20 protein-coding genes and 1 pseudogene are annotated in these 19,530 nt (G+C 41.4%); 17 read left to right on the top strand and 4 right to left on the bottom strand.

Annotation, left to right across the window (positions count from 1 at the left end; translation table 11 throughout):
• Positions 1-829: 829 nt before the first annotated feature.
• Positions 830-1,057: an IS3 family transposase gene (locus tag J2Z20_RS12540; protein WP_209850626.1), complete on the top strand. Its 228-nt coding sequence runs from the start codon at positions 830-832 to the stop codon at positions 1,055-1,057.
• A gap of 184 nt (positions 1,058-1,241) precedes the next feature.
• On the opposite strand, the gene J2Z20_RS12535 is transcribed toward J2Z20_RS12540, so the two are convergent.
• Positions 1,242-1,973 (bottom strand): nuclease-related domain-containing protein, encoded by a 732-nt coding sequence (locus J2Z20_RS12535; protein WP_209850623.1) that lies wholly within the window; start codon positions 1,971-1,973, stop codon positions 1,242-1,244.
• Between the two features lie 270 nt (positions 1,974-2,243).
• Between J2Z20_RS12535 and J2Z20_RS12530 the strand changes: the two genes are divergently transcribed.
• Complete coding sequence (locus J2Z20_RS12530) at positions 2,244-3,371, top strand: NAD(P)/FAD-dependent oxidoreductase (protein ID WP_209850620.1); 1,128 nt, start codon at positions 2,244-2,246, stop codon at positions 3,369-3,371.
• 16 nt (positions 3,372-3,387) lie between these two features.
• Here J2Z20_RS12530 and J2Z20_RS12525 read toward each other — a convergent pair whose 3' ends face one another.
• Positions 3,388-3,810, bottom strand: coding sequence for a DUF1284 domain-containing protein (locus J2Z20_RS12525; RefSeq protein ID WP_209850617.1), 423 nt, complete (start codon positions 3,808-3,810; stop codon positions 3,388-3,390).
• 151 nt (positions 3,811-3,961) lie between these two features.
• Between J2Z20_RS12525 and J2Z20_RS12520 the strand changes: the two genes are divergently transcribed.
• The 15 genes and pseudogenes from J2Z20_RS12520 to J2Z20_RS12450 all read left to right on the top strand — a co-directional run bounded on the left by J2Z20_RS12520 (position 3,962) and on the right by J2Z20_RS12450 (position 17,950).
• The gene (locus J2Z20_RS12520; RefSeq protein WP_209850613.1) at positions 3,962-4,525 is read left to right on the top strand and encodes a biotin transporter BioY; all 564 of its coding nucleotides are present in this window, start codon (positions 3,962-3,964) and stop codon (positions 4,523-4,525) included.
• A 126-nt stretch (positions 4,526-4,651) separates the two neighbouring features.
• Positions 4,652-5,407, top strand: a complete 756-nt coding sequence (locus J2Z20_RS12515) for an energy-coupling factor ABC transporter ATP-binding protein (RefSeq protein WP_209850610.1) — start codon at positions 4,652-4,654, stop codon at positions 5,405-5,407.
• Positions 5,392-6,195 (top strand): ATP-binding cassette domain-containing protein, encoded by an 804-nt coding sequence (locus J2Z20_RS12510; RefSeq protein WP_209850607.1) that lies wholly within the window; start codon positions 5,392-5,394, stop codon positions 6,193-6,195. The genes J2Z20_RS12515 and J2Z20_RS12510 overlap by 16 nt, the downstream gene beginning before the upstream one ends.
• Entirely contained in the window at positions 6,179-6,931 is a 753-nt protein-coding gene (locus tag J2Z20_RS12505; protein ID WP_209850603.1) for an energy-coupling factor transporter transmembrane component T family protein, read from the top strand. Before J2Z20_RS12510 ends, J2Z20_RS12505 begins: the two co-directional genes overlap by 17 nt.
• A 29-nt stretch (positions 6,932-6,960) precedes the next feature.
• Positions 6,961-7,914, top strand: a complete 954-nt coding sequence (locus J2Z20_RS12500) for an NAD(P)H-dependent flavin oxidoreductase (protein WP_209850601.1) — start codon at positions 6,961-6,963, stop codon at positions 7,912-7,914.
• 95 nt (positions 7,915-8,009) lie between these two features.
• Positions 8,010-8,489: pseudogene (locus J2Z20_RS12495) on the top strand (DNA/RNA helicase domain-containing protein); the annotation flags it as partial.
• 753 nt (positions 8,490-9,242) lie between these two features.
• Positions 9,243-9,668 (top strand): hypothetical protein, encoded by a 426-nt coding sequence (locus J2Z20_RS12490; protein WP_209850598.1) that lies wholly within the window; start codon positions 9,243-9,245, stop codon positions 9,666-9,668.
• Between the two features lie 439 nt (positions 9,669-10,107).
• Positions 10,108-11,487, top strand: a complete 1,380-nt coding sequence (locus tag J2Z20_RS12485; protein ID WP_209850595.1) for an ABC transporter substrate-binding protein — start codon at positions 10,108-10,110, stop codon at positions 11,485-11,487.
• A gap of 92 nt (positions 11,488-11,579) precedes the next feature.
• Positions 11,580-12,467, top strand: coding sequence for a carbohydrate ABC transporter permease (locus J2Z20_RS12480; RefSeq protein ID WP_209850592.1), 888 nt, complete (start codon positions 11,580-11,582; stop codon positions 12,465-12,467).
• Positions 12,468-12,489: 22 nt separating this feature from the next.
• Positions 12,490-13,323 carry a carbohydrate ABC transporter permease gene (locus J2Z20_RS12475; protein ID WP_209850589.1) on the top strand — a complete coding sequence of 278 codons (834 nt, stop codon included), beginning with the start codon at positions 12,490-12,492 and terminating at the stop codon, positions 13,321-13,323.
• Positions 13,324-13,540: 217 nt separating this feature from the next.
• Positions 13,541-14,188: a 7-cyano-7-deazaguanine synthase QueC gene (queC, locus tag J2Z20_RS12470; protein WP_209850585.1), complete on the top strand. Its 648-nt coding sequence runs from the start codon at positions 13,541-13,543 to the stop codon at positions 14,186-14,188.
• Positions 14,189-14,200: 12 nt separating this feature from the next.
• Positions 14,201-14,638 carry a 6-pyruvoyl trahydropterin synthase family protein gene (locus tag J2Z20_RS12465; protein ID WP_209850582.1) on the top strand — a complete coding sequence of 146 codons (438 nt, stop codon included), beginning with the start codon at positions 14,201-14,203 and terminating at the stop codon, positions 14,636-14,638.
• Positions 14,639-15,364: a 7-carboxy-7-deazaguanine synthase QueE gene (gene queE, locus J2Z20_RS12460; protein WP_209850579.1), complete on the top strand. Its 726-nt coding sequence runs from the start codon at positions 14,639-14,641 to the stop codon at positions 15,362-15,364.
• Between the two features lie 111 nt (positions 15,365-15,475).
• A complete protein-coding gene (locus J2Z20_RS12455; RefSeq protein ID WP_209850576.1) occupies positions 15,476-17,221 on the top strand; it encodes an S-layer homology domain-containing protein in 1,746 nt (581 codons plus the stop codon).
• A gap of 93 nt (positions 17,222-17,314) precedes the next feature.
• Positions 17,315-17,950, top strand: coding sequence for a spore coat protein (locus tag J2Z20_RS12450; protein ID WP_209850573.1), 636 nt, complete (start codon positions 17,315-17,317; stop codon positions 17,948-17,950).
• Between the two features lie 59 nt (positions 17,951-18,009).
• On the opposite strand, the gene J2Z20_RS12445 is transcribed toward J2Z20_RS12450, so the two are convergent.
• Positions 18,010-18,783: a YqcI/YcgG family protein gene (locus tag J2Z20_RS12445; protein WP_209850571.1), complete on the bottom strand. Its 774-nt coding sequence runs from the start codon at positions 18,781-18,783 to the stop codon at positions 18,010-18,012.
• Between the two features lie 75 nt (positions 18,784-18,858).
• Entirely contained in the window at positions 18,859-19,485 is a 627-nt protein-coding gene (locus J2Z20_RS12440; protein ID WP_209850568.1) for a LysE family translocator, read from the bottom strand.
• Between the last annotated feature and the right edge of the window lie 45 nt (positions 19,486-19,530).

Below are 19,530 nucleotides of genomic sequence, written 5' to 3'. Positions count from 1 at the left end.
GTGTGGCTTTAGGCGGATTATTATGTTTAGGTTTCGATTGGAGATTGGTCATTTTCGGTGTAGTGTATGGGGTTTCGTATTTTATCAGTGAATTGATGGTAAGGAAATTTATGCAATAATGATTTAGACCACAAACGAGACTAACCTCTCGTGAACTCAACTCCAATTGTTAGGTCGTGTCTAACAATTGGAATGCTGTTTATCCATTGTGGTTTTTTATTTGTGTATTTAGACGACCGCCTCCCTAGCGCACCATGCACCGCTTGTACATTGGCTGGGTTGTAACGAGGCCAAGCAAATTTAGCTAATCATGACCTTTAATAAGTCAATAAAAGTGAAACTTATATACAACAGAAAAAAAGCCAGCTTCTTCTCGCTCATAACCAACTGGCGAAAATAAAGCTGACCGATGAAATTAGGAGATTTTTATCAATGTCTTGATCTTAATAACTGAGATGATATGCCCACTCTAGAATGAGTTAGACTACAGAGTCTTAACCATTACAGCGGCGTTCATAACCCTCAGTCTGTAGCTAACAATATGTTTCCTAAAAAGCTTGTCATCTGATACCTTATTTTTTTGAATTTAAATAGGAAATGGACGAAATTGCAGTAACAAACAATATCAACAGAATTGTATAATTTAAGGAACGATTATCACGATACAAGTAGTATTGAGAAAAAATCGCAAGCACTTCAACAACAACAATACCTAGAATTATATATGCTCCTATACGTGGTGAATCTGTAGAATGCTTTAAAACTAAGTATACCACACACCATATAATGAGAAATGCAGCTATAGTAATCGTAAGCAGAGGTATAATTATTGACACTTGGAAAATCCTTTCCATTTCTTTTTCTTAGCCACGACTTAATCGTTGCTGAAGCCACCTACAAAGTGATGAAAACAGAATTCGTAAACCAGATGAATTTTCAAAGCCTTTACCATCTAAAGTTGGAATTATATGATTATGTGAACTGGTCCAACAAGCATCGTATTCAAGGCACATTAGGATACATGACGCCAGTTCAGTACAAAGCTGCATCCCTTTAAAAAGTTGTCTGATTTACTGTTGACTGTCCAAACCTGATGTCTAAAGAAAAGTGGGAAGGGTTCTACGAACCCCAAAAGCATGAAAAAAAGCAGGAGAAAATCCTGGTCGCTCTCAACTAATTCCTGTCCTTTTAGCATGACTTTATTTAAAAATAATAAAGTTGTGACATACTAAACCTCGTTTTCAGTCTTTTTTATCATCGTTGTTCTGCTTTCTTTGTATGCTATCCACATGTTGTTTTCTAATTGATTCATCTACAATATTGGAATTCAAAAAGGAAGTATATATCTCCTCAACAGCATCCTTCATTAAAACGGGATTTTTGTAATGTAATTTAAGGACAGCAACTTTTCGATTAATAAACTCAGTTAGCTCAATATCATAGACTACCAATTCGCTGGAATTAATCTTTCGTAACTCTTCATCAATTTTAAAAGTACATCTTTTTGTAAAGGATACCATGGAAATAAAGTATTGGTGGTATTTTAAATCAATAAAGTTTTTAAGTGCTTGAATATGGCCATAGTTCTGCATCAATGGATTCATCATTTTAAACTTGCCATTAATCAACCAAGTTTTTCTATCTTTTCCTCCATAAATAGTTCCCTGATAATTCTTTGTTTCAATTACAAATAATCCATAAGGAGTAATGATAACGTGGTCTATTTGGGAGTATCCTGTTGACGATTTAGGGTTTTTAACTAATAAATCATTCAAGTACATATACTCTTTTGGCATTTGGGATAGTTGAATGTCAATTTTGTATTCTCCGAGTTCGCCTTTTCTAACTGCAATTTGTTCATTCTTTATTCTTGTTACATCATTGTGTGTCTTTTTTATAGTGCTTGGAGTTTGTTTCATATCTTTATTAGAGTTGTTGTTCTTTTTATTCTTAAATAAAAAATTTAGAAACATAATTTGCCTCATTCCTACTGGAAATAAACTTCTATATATTTATATCGACATAAATAGACCATTTGAATAGCTACTTTCTTTAAAGCAACTCATATTGCCTATAAGACGATCTGCTTTTTTATTCGGGCGTGGCAGCCAAGACAGAAACACAGACCGCCTTCGTTTCTATTGACCACAAATGTATACTATATTAGATATATTACCAATCACGCGCTATCAATTGGCATATTTCTCTTGATTAGACACAGTGATTCAGGAAAGGGTAGAGACATGAAGAAAGTCATTGTAATAGGAGCAGGAATTCTTGGGGCATCGACTGCATATCAGTTAGCAAAAATGGGTGCAGAGGTCCTCATTGTTGACCGTAAGGATAAGGGACAGGCTACTGATGCCGCTGCAGGCATTATCTGCCCCTGGTTATCACAGCGGCGCAATAAAGCTTGGTATCAACTGGCAAAGGCCGGTGCGCGCTTTTATCCTGGATTGATTGAAGAACTTAAAAGCGAGGGCGAAACAGAAACAGGCTATGCTCGAGTAGGTGTGCTTAGTATTCATGATGATTTGGAAAAAATCAAAAAAATGGAAGAACGTGCGCACAAACGAAAAGCGGATGCACCAGAAATCGGTGAAATGACCCGTCTAGATAATAAAGAATCCCAAGAACTGTTTCCTCTGCTTGATGAACGTTATCATTCGCTTCACATTAGCGGAGGTGCCCGTGTGGATGGTCGAGCGCTGCGCGATGCATTAATCCGATCGGCACAAAGAAACGGGGCCGTCTTAGTAAACGGGGATGCAGTACTTCAGTATCATTCGAACCGTGTAACAGGAGTAGCTGTCGGAGCAAGAAGTTTCTCGGCTGACGAGGTCATTGTATGTGCGGGTGCGTGGGCAGATGAACTACTGCAACCATTAGGAATTCATTTTAAGGTTAGCTTTCAAAAAGCGCAGATTTTGCATTTGCAGGTTCCTGATTTTCAAGACACAGGGACCTGGCCGGTTATCATGCCGCCTTCTGATCAATATCTGTTGGCATTTGACAAACAGAGGATTGTTATAGGGGCGACTCATGAAAATGAAATAGAAGGCTACGATACAAGAGTAACAGCAGGAGGTATACAGGAAATCCTGAATAAAGGCTTGGAAATTGCCCCCGGTCTATCGAACAGTACTTTTCAGGAGGTAAGAGTGGGTTTTCGTCCTTTTACACCTGGTTTTCTTCCTGTAATTGGCGCCGTTCCTGGCTGGGATGGTCTGATAGCAGCAAATGGACTCGGAGCTTCCGGCTTGACAATGGGTCCCTTCATTGGGAATCAGCTGGCAAAAATGGCACTTGGTATGTCTTTGGACATCGATATAAATGATTATGATATTAACAATGCTATGGGTGAAAGTTGATTCGTTACTACCGGGCTTATTTGTGTTCAACGTTCCATAAGCCTTTGTGACCAATAATACGCTCAACACCTTGCTGACAATAGCCGTAAGATCGCCATGAGCAAGTTTCACAAACAACTCCGATGTCCTCTGGGACGACATGAGCACGAATGCGATTCTCTACTTCCGACCAGGGGAGGATATCACCAATATGTACCCCAAGGCGTGATAATATTTCAGCATCTCGCTCATAGATATCTTTGTCCTGACAGTGATATTCTTTATCTTCAGGATACTTTGCGCAAAGTTGATCAGGTCCCGCTATGATTTGAACAAGTGTTTCCGGCTGCTCACGTAAAGCTGTATGAACAGCGGTCATATTTTCCGCATATTCCTCCGAATATCCCATCCCACGATAGCCTAATAAACAAAAAATATGATGTCCCCGTAAGTGAAACATGATATATCACCTTTAGTTCGCTTATTTTGTTTTAAGTTAACAAAAATATTGGAGAAATTCAATGTGATTGTTAACCTAACTCATAAAAAAGGTTTACAATAAAAAGCGTTCTATGTATGATTAAAAAGAATTTAAGAAAGAGGTGTAACTCATGAAAACGAAAGAAATGGTATTAGCTGCTTTATTTGCGGCATTAGTTGGTGTAATGGGGCTGGTTCCAGCTATCCCACTAGGATTTATTCCTGTACCGATTACATTACAGACATTAGGGGTTATCCTTGCAGGTTGCTTTTTAGGTAAAAAAACAGGCGCAATGAGTATGATTCTATTTATCGTATTAGTAGCCATCGGCTTGCCGCTGTTGTCAGGTGGACGAGGTGGTATCGCACCATTAATTGGACCTGCTGCTGGTTATATTTGGTCTTGGCCAATCGCTGCATTTTTAATTGGTTATTTTACAGAAAAAGTTTGGTTTGAGGCTAAAGTATGGAAAATAATGATTATTAATTTCGTATTTGGTGCTTTATTCGTCGATGCGATTGGTGCTGTAGTGATGGCGATGATTACACACACATCTATTGTAGGTGGCGTTACAAGTGGTCTGATCTTCATACCTGGCGATACGATCAAAGCTATTGTAGCCGCGATTATTGCGATTCAATTAAAAACAGTAAGTCCGATCAACTCTGTTCGTTTTAACACTGCTCATCGGTAAAGAAAAGAGAATTCGTGGATAGAAAGCTTCCGTGTAACAGCGGATGCTTTTCTTTTACACGAAAGCGATGACATCAACGGCAGGAATGTTCGGTTCGAAAGGACAGCTTTTTAAGGAGTGGGAAACGTGCTCAAATGCGAACAAGTGACTTACCGATACAACGAAACAGATGGCATTTTCAATATTTCATTAAACATTGAAAAAGGCGAATGTGTTGCCTTAATTGGCTTAAATGGAAGCGGAAAGTCAACATTATTGCATGCAATGGCAGGATTGATTAATCCTCAAGAAGGATCCATAGAATGGGAAGGAGAGGCTGTTCGTCCCCCAAAAGTCGGTATTGTCTTTCAACATCCAGATAATCAATTCATTACGACTTCTGTTTTGGATGAGATGGTTTTTGGACTTGAAAACATAGGTATTCCACGGGAAGAAATGCTTGAAAGAGCGCTTGCTGCTTTAGACCAAGTGGGGATGAGATGGGCATTAGAGAAACATCCGATGCAATTATCTGGCGGAGAGAAACAACGCGTTGCCTTAGCTGCTATTTTAGCGATGGAACCAGACGTTTTGTTATTAGATGAAGTGACATCGATGCTGGATCCAGTAGCGCGTGAACATTTCCAACAAATCATACTTCATTTAAAACAAAAAGGCTGGACCATTATGTATACGACCCATTTAGTAGAGGAATATTTAATGGCCGATCGGTTTCTGATGCTGGATCATGGCGAACTTGTATTTGATGGGGATTTAGAACAGTTAGCATCTTCAACACAGCTGCCGATGCCCTTTACGGTTGAACTTCAAAGAACCTTCGGATTAAATGTTAAAGCTAGCACATGGAAGGAGTGTATTGATTCTTTATGGACATCCAATTAGACAGCATTACAGTAGAGAAAGAGCAATACACTGTTTTTCAAAATCTTTCGGTTACATTTCGTGAGAAACGCTGGACAGCCGTTGTTGGACAAAATGGTGTTGGAAAATCCACTTTACTGGAAGTCGTGAAGAAATTATATAAACCGAAATCAGGAACAGTAACGGCTCCTGACAACATCGGTTATTTATTTCAACATGCGGATGCGCAATTTTTTGAACCGACTGTTGAAAAAGAACTACAGTTTGCGCCACTTCATTTTGGTTGGTCCAAAGAAAAAATACAGCAAGGTATAGCAGAAGTATTAGAAATGGTTCAGTTAGATGCTTCTGTTTTAGTAAAATCGCCGTATCAATTAAGTGGTGGGCAAAAGAAAAGGTTAGCACTAGCCGTTATTTTAATCCTTCAACCAACCGTTCTTTTAGTAGATGAACCAACTGCAGGCTTAGATCCAATGCAGAAGAAAATGATGCTGGATGTTTTGAAAAAATGGCAACTACAAGGAAATACACTGATTTGTATTACACATGAGATGGAAGAAGTACTTGCTTATGGGGATGACGTTTATATGATGAAAAAGACGGGTGATCATCAAATGAAAACGGTCGAGGAATGCTTTTTTAAATCACCCGACAGTCTTTTGGAAGCAGGGCTTGCGTTACCGCCTAGTGTTGCTTGTTTTCATGATGTGCAGAATCGTTTACAAACGCCATTAAACCCAGCACGGACAAATGATAAACTATTACGAAGTATCGTAGAGGGAATGAAGATAAATGGAATTCTCGACTGACTATGTAACTAAAGATTCCTTTATTCATCGTCTGGATCCTAGAATAAAATTGCTGTCTGTTATGTTCATGTTAATTAGCTATATCCAATTGAATACGTGGGCAGGCTTTGTTGTCGCGATTGTATCGATCGTTATGATCGGGACATTAGCGAAATTGCCGTGGTTATACCTATTGAAAGCGATTCGTCCCGTGATCATTATTTTATTATTTACCTTTTTGTACCACTTTATTTTTTCGGGAGCTACTTATTTTTCTCTTGAAGGTTTATTCATAGGACTGCGATATGTGGTTCGTATTCTTTGTATGGTTGTTTTAGCGGTCATGTTAACAGCTACGACAAAACCGATGATTCTTGCCCTCGGGCTGGAAACGATGTTACGTCCATTGGAGAAACTGCGTATACCTGTAGCACAATGGTCATTAATGATTACGATTGCTCTCCGTTTTCTACCACTTATTATGGAAGAGTGGAAACGAATTCAAGTAAGTCAACAAGCTCGCGGTATCGTACCGCATTCATTAACACAGAAAATGATGCTCTCAATGAAAATGATTGTACCCCTCCTGTTATCCCTTGTGACCCGTGCTGATCATTTGACGATGGCCATAGAAGCAAGAGCTTTTGGAAAAGGCCAAAATCGCACTCATTTTCATACACTCTCTATTAAAAAAAGAGAATATTTGTACTTTTTATTCCCAATTTCGATCTCCTTCATCATTTTATTCGTCGTTTAGGTGATCGATAGAAACGGAGGCATCCATACATGAATACACGTATTACCGAATTATTGAATATCGAAAAACCCATAATCCAAGGAGGACTCGCTTATTTAGCTTATGCCGATCTTACAGCAGCTGTCTCCAATGCTGGGGGATTAGGGCAAGTGACAGCGCTTAGCTTACCAACACCTGAAGCTCTTCGAGAGGAAATTCGAAGAACACGTACATTAACAGATAAGCCTTTTGGTGTAAATTTTGCTTTCGGTATGCACGGTATGGGCTATGAACCGTTTGCTCAAGTTGCTATTGAGGAGAACGTTCCTGTTATATCCATTACAGGCGGGAATCCCGCACCGATGTTTGAGTTATTAAAAGGCACATCGATTAAAACACTTGTCCTTGTTGCAGGTGTTCGCCAAGCACAAAAAGCGGAGCAGTTAGGCGCAGATGGGGTCATTGTTGTCGGACAAGAAGGTGGAGGACATTTAGGGAGAGATGATTTAGGGACCATCGTATTAACACCTCGCGTCGTTGATTCTGTATCGATTCCAGTCGTCGCATCAGGGGGCATTGCTGATGGAAGAGGCTTAGCAGCTGCTTTAGCTTTAGGAGCCGAAGGGATTGAAATGGGTACTCGATTTATTGCGACGAAAGAATGTGTAGAGGCATCGGATTATTATAAACAACTTATTGTACAAGGCTCTGAAATGGACACGGTAGTAGTGAAGCGCTCAATCGGAGCGCCTGCTCGTGTGTTGCATAACGATTATGCAGATGAAATTTTAAAGGTTGAGCAAAAAACACCAACGTACGAAGCACTTAAATCTTATATTAGCGGGGAAGTAAATCGTCGTCTTGTTCATGAAGGACAACCAGATGGCTTTGCTTTTGCTGGACAGGTGATTGGTCTCATTGAAGATGTTCCGACTGTATCCGAGCTCATGGAGCGTATCATGGAGCAATACGTACAAATAACGAAAAAATGGTGTGAAACATAAAAGACTATCGAGAATGATGACGCTCAACAGACTCTATGTACTGTGCTTTTGGCTTATCTTCGTGTAAAAAGCTCTATTAATGACCCGGGGGAAAAAATAAATCTAGAATTGTTGCAGGATATTGCTGGAATTGGTCTAGCGAGCATCGAAATGATCCCAACTATCACGATATTATTATACCAGACCATAATTTTGGAATGAGTTGGAATCTCAATAACACCTCCACATGGGCAATCGATAGTGACTCGGTTCAAGAGGCTGGTTGCATCCACACATGTCAGGGTCTTGAATTTGATTATGTAGGTGTAATTATAGGTGATGATATTAGGTACATTGACGGGCAACTCATTACCGATTATACAAAGAGGGCAAAAACAGACCAATCATTAAAAGGGATTTCTAAGCTAATAAAGGCAGATAAGTTGAAAGGCGAGAGAATGGCTGATGAAATCATTCGGAATACCTATCGTATATTAATGACTCGAGGCCTCAAAGGCTGTTTCGTCTATTGTACAGATAAAGGGCTAGAGGGGTACCTTAGAAAGAGATTGGAGAGACTATCCCTACCAGAATGAGTGGATTAAATACCATTAAGCGAATAATGCCACATCAAGTCTGTCTATTTTATGTAGCCCATACACGGAATAGGTATCCTTATTGGTGAGAGATAGTAAAGATCACTGGGATTGCAATAGTTGAGCGGGTTGGAAATAATAGAGTTGCCTGATTGCCTGATTGTTGATGAAATTCATAGATTTAGATAGGAGAACACCTGATGTTTGAAATTGGGTGTTTTCTATTTATAAAAAACTCCGATGAATAAATAATAGTCTACTCAAATGTCGGAATATTGATTACTGAGGACAGGAGTTCGATTCCCCTCGCCTCCACCATGAAAAGCCAGTCCGCATGAGGGCTGGGCTTTTCTATGCCATTAAATTGTAGCCCAAAAGTAGCCATTGCAAATTAGATTGCGACGTTATTGCAAACCCAGTAGCCCTTATGGATACTGGGTTTGTCTTGTTTTTTGGTTTTATTTAATGTTATTTTATTGGAAAAAGTTGAGTACTCCCCTCGGGGTCAAACACTATTCGACCAATTATCTATATACGAACGCTTATCAGCCATGTAATGATGCCAACGTTCCTTGGTCGCGTCCCCTGACACCCAACAGAGGCTAATGCCGTAATACAACCCGAGCCCTGTAAACATATTCCTTGTTTCGCAATATTGTTCACAACGCAACTGTATCCAAATATTGGTTGACAATTATACTCTTGAACGATATTATTTTGCTCACGAAAAGCGGATGAGCAGGGGGGGCTTACATGGAAAAAGATGACGAGAAGCTATTGAAGGAAATTGATGACGACGAGTTTGATGATGCATTTCCAAAAGGTATATTTGCAATACCAAGTCCGAAGTGTCTGCCGCGATACAATGTGAGAGCAATTGCGAAGTATATGAAGGAAAAGAGGATTAGGGGATCCTTATCTGATAACGAACTAAAACAATTCAGAATTGAACCAAAAGGCTATATTTGTAGGGCAGTTCAAAGCATAGAGGAAGCAACGCATTGGTTGCCAACTTTCGACGATGAAATGGAAGAATGCGGGATTACACCGTATCAGCTTTATCGGATCTTCCAGGATAGGTATGAGAATGAATTTCTTATCATGGATGATAGTAACGAATTTTCCCTGATTTATCTGTGGCATAATGGACGATTCGTTGTTGTGGAAAAAACAACCTGAGATTATTGGGGTTAATTTCAATTAGTCGTCGGAATCAATGAAACTTTGTTATATAACAGCATTGAAATTCAGCTTCGATTAGCGGAAGCCGCACCAGCAGTACAACAGTAAAACGTAACACCATGTTTCAGCACTTAATAATCGATGGGTATTCCTTTGTAATGGACAGGCAAAGGTTTCAGCGAAGGTGTATGCTTAATAAGTGAATTTGAATATTGGATAAGCGAGTTGTAAGAAAAGGGTGGTACCTGTGGGTACCTCCTTTTTCGTTGTAGAGACTCAAAGGAAACGAATGGAGTGGGAATCAAGTTTGACACTGCCCCCAAATCCCGAATAAATAACCCCCTACCCAAATATGTTTATTATATGTTCACACTTTGGGTAAACGCATACATAAACTGGTTTGAAGGCAGCAGCAAACAAAAGGGGAGGGAACAATATGAAACCTAGCAACAGAAAATTTATGCTCATAACATCGGTTATTTTGAGCGCTTCTTTGTTATTCGGTTGTTCGAGCAAGTCAGGGGAGAGTAAGACGGATACTTCAAATTCTGCAAAGACAACGATAACGATTACCTATAGAGATGATGGCATAGGGGAAAAGGGAGTGCTCTATAAATGGATTAAGGAGGTTTCGGCCAGCTATCCGAATAAAAATGTAGAGATTAAGCCGACTCCTATTCAAGCGTCGGAGGGAGATTATTTTGCCAAGATTGCTTTAGCGCTGAAATCGAAGGATACGGCGCCTGATATTGTCACGGAAGATACTTTTATTTTGAATTCGGACGCAAGCGCAGGATTTCTTACACCTCTGGATGACAAAGTGAAAGGCTGGGAAGATTGGACCAATGGTTCTTTTATAGAAGCGATGAAGAAAGGCGTTACTGCGAGTGACGGCAAAGTATACGGCGTACCTTACAGTACAGATTCCAGAGGACTGTGGTATAACAAGGAGATTTTCAAGCAAGCAGGTCTGCCGGAAGATTGGAAGCCGAAAACTTGGGATGATGTTTTAAGTGCAGCGAGAACGATCAAGGAAAAAGCACCCGACGTTGTTCCGATTTGGATGAACATGGGTAAGGCTACAGGAGAAGCGACATCCATGCAGACCTACGAAATGCTGCTCTACGGAACAGGGGAGAGACTCTATGATAATGCGAGCGGAAAATGGATCATTAAGAGTCAGGGAATTTCGGATGCGCTGAGCTTTATTGAGACCGTGAATAAAGAGAAGCTTGGTCCGCCGCTGTCTAAAGTATTGAACGGTCAGGCAGGGAATACGGCTACGCGTGAATATTTACCGCAAGGAAAGCTTGCAATTTCATTAGATGGTTCATGGATTACAGGCAATTATATAGATACTGGCGCAGCACCTTGGCCGGAATATAAGGACGTGCTTGGTTTTGCTCCAATGCCGACAAGTAAGGGGCAGGATCCGGGATCGATCACCTTGGCCGGAGGCTGGGCGTTATCCATTCCAAGCAATGCGAAGCATAAAGACGAAGCGTGGGACTTCATCAAGTATGCCCTGAATAAAGAGAATACCGAGAAGCTTGTTATCGCATCAGGAAATCTAACGGTTCGGTCAGACGTTGCGAAGGATCCAGGATATACGCAAATGCCGTTCAATGGAATTGCAACGGAATATTTGCAGCATGCTGAATTTAGACCTGCACAGGATAAGTACCCTGAAGTGTCTACCCAAATACAGACGATGGTTGAATCCGTTGCAACGGGAACTTCTCCTGCAGATGCCATGAATAAATACGCGCAGGATGTAACTAGAATTGTTGGGGAAGATCATGTAATGGAAAAATAACGGGAAAAAGCTTGCTCAAGCACAACCTAGAGATTAGGAGAGCTTGGGCAAGCGGTTTTTCTTATTTTCAGCGTGCGGGAGGAGAACGATGCATGAGCAGTTTGGCGGTTAATGCACTCCATAAAAAGAGAAAATCATACACGTGGTTTTATTTTTTATTTCCTTCGATAGCGATTATGCTCGTGTTTTTTATATATCCGATTTTATTAACCTTCTTCTATTCCTTCACGAATTTAGCGTTAACTGGGGAATCCGCCAAGGAACTGAAATTCATCGGGCTTGACAACTATATTCATATGTTTAAAGACCCAGCGGTCAAAGTCAGCATATGGAATACACTCATTTTTTTATTTGGTTCTGCTGTTATTGGTCAACAAGTGTTAGGATTTATTATCGCACTGTTAATGAAGCATAAAAAGAGGGCGTTCAGGCGCGTGATCGGTACGATTGTGTTAGCAGGTTGGGTAACCCCTGAAATTGTGTGCGCTTTATGTCTATACAGCTTTTTCGGGGATGAAGGTACACTAAATAGCATTCTGGCATTCCTCGGTATTCAAGAAGTCACATGGCTGTATACCGTTCCTATGCTCACCATCATACTTGCGAACATTTGGCATGGTACGGCATTCTCTATGCTTGTGTTTCAAGCGGCGCTAGATGATGTGCCGAGTGAGATTGAAGAAGCGGCGGTTGTGGATGGGGCATCGAGATGGCAAGTTTTGAGCAGAATTATCATTCCTTATATTAAAGATACCATTACAACGAATATGATGCTGGTTACTTTGCAGACGCTTGGGGTATTCGGACTTATCTATGCGATGACCGGCGGAGGGCCGGGAAATTCAACAACAACTTTGCCTATCTTTATGTATAATCAAGCCTTTGTGAATTATCAGCTTGGATATGGAACAGCGATCTCCTTATTACTGCTGGTTATTGGTATTGTACTGAGCCTGTTCTATGTTCGTTCGATGAAATAGTACGTTTACAAGGAGACTTCGTATGAATGCGAAACAACGTAAAGTGATATATCGAATCATGCCGTATACCATTCTTACCTTGATCGGAATCTGTTTCATACTGCCTCTTCTATGGGTTCTTGTTGCGTCGATCGATTCCAATGCCATGCAATCGCTCAATTTACCGCATCGTCTAACAGAAGCCAACTATGTTGATGTCATCAGGAATCATGGAAATCAGCGCGCATTCCTCATCGGTCTGATCATGTCCGGTGGTCAAGCAATACTTGTCGTGATATTGGGATTGCTTGCGGCCTATCCTTTGTCACGCTACCAATTGAAATATAAGAAGTCGTTCATGCTGACGATTTTATTTATGACTTCCTTGCCGATAACAGCCGTTATGGTACCTGTCTATCAATTGTTCTTGAGCATCAAATTATATGACAATATTTTCGGAGTCATTCTGTTCTATGTCGCATCATCGATGCCATATGGGATTTGGATGCTGAAGAACTTTATGGATTCGGTGCCAAGTGACTTGGAAGAAGCGGCATGGGTCGATGGGGCCTCTGTCTTCGTCGGCATTCGGAAAGTGGTCGCGCCTTTAATGATTCCAGGCATTTGCACGGTAGCCATTTTCACGTTCTCCGGGAGTTGGGGTAATTTCTTTGTCCCGTACATCCTTTTACAAAGACCGGAGAATTTCCCTGCTTCATTGAAGCTGTATCAGTTTTTTGGACAATACGGTATGGTCGACTATGGTAAATTAGCGGCGTTCTCGGTGCTATATGCAATTCCTTCGGTTGTCATGTATATCCTCTCGCAGCAGTTCATGTCCAAAGGATTTGGGCTGCAAGGCGGAACGAAAGGCTGATCTGACTCGTATGGGGAGAGCGCATCGCATTGGACAATAACAGTTAAACAAGAATGCGCCGACAGGCGTATTCTTTTTTTTCAAACCATTCGATGGATAAAATCCAGTCATTGGACAGTTGTTTCATAGAGCTGAAATGATATATTATTATATGTATTTCTTTCTACAATATTCGACATGACTGTTCGATTAAATAAATAGTATGGGATGAGAGACGATGAAGAAAAAAGCTGTAGTTGTTTTTAGCGGTGGTCAAGACAGTACGACTTGTTTGTTTTGGGCAATGAAACAATTCGATGAGGTAGAGGCAGTTACGTTTAATTACGGGCAACGTCATAAATTGGAACTCGAATGTGCTGCCAATATTGCAAAGGAACTATCGATCAAACATCATGTCTTGGACATGTCATTATTGAATCAGCTCGCTCCAAATGCTTTAACTAGAGATGATATAGATATAGTTGCAGAGGATGGTAAGTTACCGACTACATTCGTAGATGGCCGAAACCTGCTATTCCTATCCTTTGCAGCCGTACTAGCGAAACAAATTGGGGCTAAGCACATTGTAACAGGTGTATGTGAGACAGATTTCAGCGGATATCCAGATTGCCGGGATGTATTTGTAAAATCTCTAAATGTTACGTTGAACCTAGCCATGGATTATACGTTTGTCATCGATACTCCACTGATGTGGCTGAGTAAAGAGGAGACTTGGGAGCTTGCAGATCAGCTTGGCGCATTCGATTTTGTAAGAAATAAGACGCTAACATGCTATAACGGCATCGTAGCAGACGGGTGCGGGGAGTGCCCTGCTTGTAAATTAAGAGCAAAAGGCCTAAATGATTACCTCAAAAGAAGAAAGTAGGGGTTGATAGTTGTGATCCACCAAATTTATCCATCCGTTCAGCATCCATATCGTTATGAGCTCAATAAAGACTTCCATTTTGCCGCGGCGCATTATGTTCCAAGTGATGATGCCGGGAAGTGTCAGTACGTACATGGGCACACTTATTTCGCAAATATAACGATAGCAGGGGACGAACTGGATCATAGCGGATTTCTAGTGAACTTTGCAGTGATCAAGAAATTAATTCATGATCGCTTCGATCATACTTTATTAAATAACGATACAGCTAACTTTAACGACAAGGAACCGGAACGTTTCCCAACAACAGAAGTTGTAGCTCGAACGATAGCGGAGATTGTTCAGTCCCATCTTGACAGGCAGCCCAATAAACCGAAATGTCTTCAAGTGTTCTTAAGGGAAACACCGACAAGCTATGTCGTGTATCGCCCGAAAGATGGTGTGATGTAAATGAGTCAACAAATTCCCGTGATCGAAATCTTTGGTCCAACTGTCCAAGGTGAAGGGATGGTCATCGGACAAAAAACGATGTTTGTAAGGACAGCTGGCTGTGATTACTCGTGCGCTTGGTGTGATTCGGCCTTTACTTGGGATGGAACTGCTAAGGACGAGATTCGGTTAATGACGTGTGAAGATATATTCAAAGAACTCAAAGAAATCGGGAAAGATACATTTGAGCACGTAACCATTTCCGGTGGTAATCCAGCGCTGCTTAAACAGCTGGATGAACTTATTGATTTATTACATGCTAATGGAATACAAGTTGCTTTGGAAACACAAGGAAGCAGATGGCAGGATTGGTTTTTGAAGATCGATGATTTAACTTTATCACCCAAGCCTCCAAGCTCACAAATGAATACCAATTGGGCAGTTTTAGATGAAATTGTTGAGAAGCTAGCTGCACATCGCCGAACATTTAGTCTCAAAGTGGTTGTGTTTGATGAAACTGACTTGGAATATGCAGTTCAAGTGCATAAACGATATCCTAACATCGCGATGTACCTGCAGTCTGGCAATGATGATCTCAAGGAAAATAATAACGAACGGCTTCTAGCCAGACTTCTCAAACGTTATGAATGGTTGATAGAGACGGTTATGAAGTCTAGTGACCTCAAACAAGTGAGAGTGCTGCCCCAGCTGCATGCTTGGATATGGGGAAATAAAAGAGGGGTATGACGACATTTTAAAGAGAGTCTTGAAAAAGACTTTCTTTTTTTTTAATTCCAGTCATATAACATATCAGAAGCCTTAACCTCTAAATATGTTATTTTCGAAAGGAGTGTATTCATGAATAAAGTATCCAATAAATTAACAGCCATTTTCGTCGCACTCTTCATGTTTATTTCCATGGAAGGGATTTCAGCAGGAGCCTCAGCCCCAGCTGCAGGAGGTGAACAGCTCTTGAAAGATATTAAAGGCCACTGGGCTGAGAATGCGATCGAGAAATGGGCGGGCAATGGGACAATAGCTGGTTACGGTGACGGGACTTTTCGTCCTAATCAGCCTATAACGGGCGCTGAATTGACAGCGCTTGCAAATCATTTATTAGCCTCTCAAGGGAAAAACGTTGCTGATGTTGCGGATGTCCCTATCCATATTTTGACAATGCCAGACCAGAACGTAACAAGAGAAGATGCACTAGCGTTGCTTTTTAAGGTGCTTGGATTTGAAGCTCAAGAAGGAGCATGGACGCCGTTTAAAGACAGCGCATCTATACATAGCTATGCAGCAGACGCGGTAAACACGTTGTACAAAAAGGATCTGTTTAATGGATTTCCCGATGGAACATTTAGACCATTATCTCCGATATCCCGTGCAGAGATTGTGAAGATCATTGATCAAGCGAGTCGCATTGGGTATTTGGCGGATATGTCGGACGGCTTAGCGGCGAACAAAAATATTACTCTTTTAAAAGAAACGACACCTTTAGGCGAAGTTGTATATGCGGTGGCGATTAAATATAACAAAGCGGTCGTTGGCTCCATGTTCAAAACAACTGACTTTACGGTAGAAGCTGCATTAGGAGAAGTTACGGCACCTAGAACGATTACAAAGGTATATACGAATGACTCGCCTGCTGTAGCTGCAACAAGTAAAACGGGTGAGTATGTCATTATTGAATTGGATACTGCCAAAGATACGAATGCAGGAACGATGTACTATGATTCGGTACTTGGTAAGAATATACTTTATAAACTGATCTACTATGTGACGCAAAAAACAGATATTACTGCAGCGGATGGAACGAAGATCGCTTCAGGTGCTAAGCAAAAAAGCGGCAACGAGGTTAACGCAGTAGTAGACAGCTTCGAAGCGCTCACCTTTATAAGTGAAACGGGGAATAAAATTGACTACCGTCTATATGAACCTAAGTTAGAGGCCGGCAAGAAGTACCCGCTCATCATTTTCCTTCACGGCAATGGGGAGCGAGGCGTAAATAATGCCGCGCCATTGCTTGCCAATATGGGGGCGACAGTATGGGCGTCGAAGGACAACCAAGCCAAACATCCAAGCTTTGTGCTAGCTCCACAAAATCCTTTGATAGCCAGCGGATTATGGTTAGAGAAGAGTGTTTATGAAACAACGCTTGAATTAGTCCATTTCGCTGTAAGCAATCCCCAAGTGGATACGAATCGTATTTACATTACGGGCCTCTCAATGGGCGGATTCGGAACGTGGGGCTTTTTAGAGAGAAATCCTGATTTGTTTGCGGCAGCGATGCCGGTGTGCGGCGGTGGTGATTTAACGAAGGTTGAAGCGATCAAAGATAAACCAATCTGGGCGTTCCATGCAGCAGATGATCCTGTCGTTAAAGTTACAGGAGAGATGGATCTGTATATGCCTGAATTTATGATTCATGGTACGAGAGATATGGTCGCTGCACTGAAAGAACTAGGCAGTACCAAAGTGAAATATACAGAATATGCACCAGGCTATGTCGCGATGCCTCTTGCCCCAATGGCGCATTTCTCATGGGTGCCTGCCTACAAAACCCAAGAAGCTATTGACTGGATGTATGAGCAATCTAAATAAACTTACTTACATTCGCTGCGCAGAGCATAAAATTCCATAATATAACCCATATTATCGTTGTTATCCCATTTATACATCAAAGGAGACTTCAACATGCAGCAGCAACCCCAAACGACCAACCAGACACCAGTTACGCCGCAAATGAATCATGGGGGTCATGAGCTTTTTGATATGCATGAGGTGTTATCTGGTGCAATCAATGTGCTCGATCAATACATGATCTTCAGACAGTACGTACAAGATAACAAGCTTCTGGATATTTTGGACCGTCAATACAATTTCATGCTTTCACAGTATAATGTAACGGTAGAATGTTTCACAACGGGGCAGAAGCCGAGCCAAGAAACGTCTACGTACATGATCAAAGAAATGACAGCACCGACATATGGGTTGAAGCCAAGTCAGCCGAAGAAACCAAATCAATCACTGGCTGATATCAAGGATGCAGGGATTAGCGGACATATGTTGGGATTGATCAAAACGCATGCTTCGCTTCTAACGATGAGTGCTGTCGAAGTGACGAACCCGGTTGTGCGACGTGTACTGGCTTCTCAAGTACAGAATTTTATCGAAATGGCGTATGAAATTTTCTTGTACCAAAACCAAAAAGGCTACTACCAAGTACCTCAATTGCAATCCTCAGATATGCAGCAAATGTTAAGCGCGTTCGTTCCAGCAACCGGAATGCCGCAAATGCCGCTTAATAATAAATCAGCTGCTCTACACTAATAACGGCAAGAACCTAGCATATGCTGAAAGGCTGTGCTAGGTTTTTTATTGTTTTGACTCTATTTATGAAAGCTGACGCCTATCGCTTTAAATTTATTTTTCATATAAGTAAAAGGGCATTTAGATGGAACGCTATCATCATCCCGCAGAAAATATTGTTTCCACTCTTGATTATCCTCTTGTCCGTACCATTTCAGAGAAGGATGTGCCGGAACGCCGTCGTAATCCATTAATTTTTTACGAATAATTTTCTTTATATTACGTCCAAAAGAGGTCGAATCGTTGATTTCTTCGAATACCCACCTTGGCTGAAATGCGATGAGAAAATAAGGGGAATGGCGGCTCTTCCGAATTTCATGTGCAGGTGTTCCGCAAAAGGCGAAATACGGATGTCCGTCATAGCAGAACTCCCATGAATGATGAGTTGGATCCATCGAAATATGTTCCGGCCATGGAGTATGATCTTTAGCACTAACTTGGTTTAGGACCGACCAAAACAACTGCTCGTAATCTTCTATTGAGAAGGAATTCAACATCTCTTGAGGTGTGTTGAAGAAAATAACGAGTGATGCATATTTGCCTGTCTCACGTGAACATTGGCCATACTGCTGCAAGAGATTCGCGACGTCTATAATGGCTTGTTCGGATGTTGGATCGGGTATGAATGCGAACCGTAAGTTATTGGTAAGGAAGCCTTGACGTCCAGGTACGCAAGGGTACGTATTTCCGGGATCAGCAATCATATGGCCGAACTCACGAAATGCATCCCGTTGCCAATTCGGCAGATCGTCTAGATGATGATCGAGCCAGTCTTTGGTGTGCAATTGAGCCATGCAAAAAACCTCCTTCATCAGTACGAAGCATACTATGCGAAGGAGGATTATTGGGTGAATGCCCATGGATAAGCGTCAATTGATTAGCTGTACTACAGCCTGATAACCAAAATAGATGCCAAAGCCAATAAGGGAGATGCCAGCCGAGGCTGAGATGATCTTCAGGGTAGTGCGATTCCCGAACTTGTGGAAGGTGCTCGCCAGCATTGCCATGGCAATATCCCATAACAAAATGCCGGCAAAAATGCCTAAGCTGTGCCAAAGCACATGAGTGTTGCCATCGCTCTGCACACTTTTCGCCAGAATGGAGCCGTAAATACCAAGCCAGAATAAAATGTTAAGAGGGTTCATGAGCGCCATCAGAAATCCGGAGCGGAAAGAGCTCGCAACTGACTGCACTTTTCGGGTACCGATCTCGGGCGTTTGTTTCATATTTCGGAGCGAATCTATCCCTGTATAGACCAGCACAAAGCAGCCGAACAACCACAGAAATGTTTTCATAAACGGAGTATTTAAGAAATGAACTAAACCAAAATAAATTAGGAGCATATACAATAAATCGGCACACATTGCGCCAAGACCGACCAGCCACGCATGAGTAAAACCGTAGCGGGCTCCCTTATCGAGCTGGGCGGCATTGATAGGACCAATTGGCGCCGATAATGAAATGCCGAGAAACATATAGGTCAAAAACGTGTTCATTCAGATCACTCCTTGAATATCGAATGACTTGGTACAAGTCATTGT

Origin of the sequence: Paenibacillus sediminis (assembly GCF_017873765.1) — a bacterium.
In the GTDB taxonomy this organism is placed as follows: domain Bacteria; phylum Bacillota; class Bacilli; order Paenibacillales; family Paenibacillaceae; genus Paenibacillus_AG; species Paenibacillus_AG sediminis.
Note: the sequence above shows the minus strand (reverse complement) of the source record. Positions and strands in the feature narration are given on the sequence as shown.

What these genes read in the sequence shown, in the direction of transcription:
- J2Z20_RS12535 (WP_209850623.1), bottom strand. Translation starts at nt 1,973, where the DNA reads ATGTTTCTAAATTTTTTATTTAAGAATAAAAAGAACAACAACTCTAAT.
- J2Z20_RS12530 (WP_209850620.1), top strand. Translation starts at nt 2,244, where the DNA reads ATGAAGAAAGTCATTGTAATAGGAGCAGGAATTCTTGGGGCATCGACT.
- J2Z20_RS12525 (WP_209850617.1), bottom strand. Translation starts at nt 3,810, where the DNA reads ATGTTTCACTTACGGGGACATCATATTTTTTGTTTATTAGGCTATCGT.
- J2Z20_RS12520 (WP_209850613.1), top strand. Translation starts at nt 3,962, where the DNA reads ATGAAAACGAAAGAAATGGTATTAGCTGCTTTATTTGCGGCATTAGTT.
- J2Z20_RS12510 (WP_209850607.1), top strand. Translation starts at nt 5,392, where the DNA reads ATGGACATCCAATTAGACAGCATTACAGTAGAGAAAGAGCAATACACT.
- J2Z20_RS12505 (WP_209850603.1), top strand. Translation starts at nt 6,179, where the DNA reads ATGGAATTCTCGACTGACTATGTAACTAAAGATTCCTTTATTCATCGT.
- J2Z20_RS12500 (WP_209850601.1), top strand. Translation starts at nt 6,961, where the DNA reads ATGAATACACGTATTACCGAATTATTGAATATCGAAAAACCCATAATC.
- J2Z20_RS12490 (WP_209850598.1), top strand. Translation starts at nt 9,243, where the DNA reads ATGGAAAAAGATGACGAGAAGCTATTGAAGGAAATTGATGACGACGAG.
- J2Z20_RS12485 (WP_209850595.1), top strand. Translation starts at nt 10,108, where the DNA reads ATGAAACCTAGCAACAGAAAATTTATGCTCATAACATCGGTTATTTTG.
- J2Z20_RS12480 (WP_209850592.1), top strand. Translation starts at nt 11,580, where the DNA reads ATGAGCAGTTTGGCGGTTAATGCACTCCATAAAAAGAGAAAATCATAC.
- J2Z20_RS12475 (WP_209850589.1), top strand. Translation starts at nt 12,490, where the DNA reads ATGAATGCGAAACAACGTAAAGTGATATATCGAATCATGCCGTATACC.
- queC (WP_209850585.1), top strand. Translation starts at nt 13,541, where the DNA reads ATGAAGAAAAAAGCTGTAGTTGTTTTTAGCGGTGGTCAAGACAGTACG.
- queE (WP_209850579.1), top strand. Translation starts at nt 14,639, where the DNA reads ATGAGTCAACAAATTCCCGTGATCGAAATCTTTGGTCCAACTGTCCAA.
- J2Z20_RS12455 (WP_209850576.1), top strand. Translation starts at nt 15,476, where the DNA reads ATGAATAAAGTATCCAATAAATTAACAGCCATTTTCGTCGCACTCTTC.
- J2Z20_RS12450 (WP_209850573.1), top strand. Translation starts at nt 17,315, where the DNA reads ATGCAGCAGCAACCCCAAACGACCAACCAGACACCAGTTACGCCGCAA.
- J2Z20_RS12445 (WP_209850571.1), bottom strand. Translation starts at nt 18,783, where the DNA reads ATGGCTCAATTGCACACCAAAGACTGGCTCGATCATCATCTAGACGAT.
- J2Z20_RS12440 (WP_209850568.1), bottom strand. Translation starts at nt 19,485, where the DNA reads ATGAACACGTTTTTGACCTATATGTTTCTCGGCATTTCATTATCGGCG.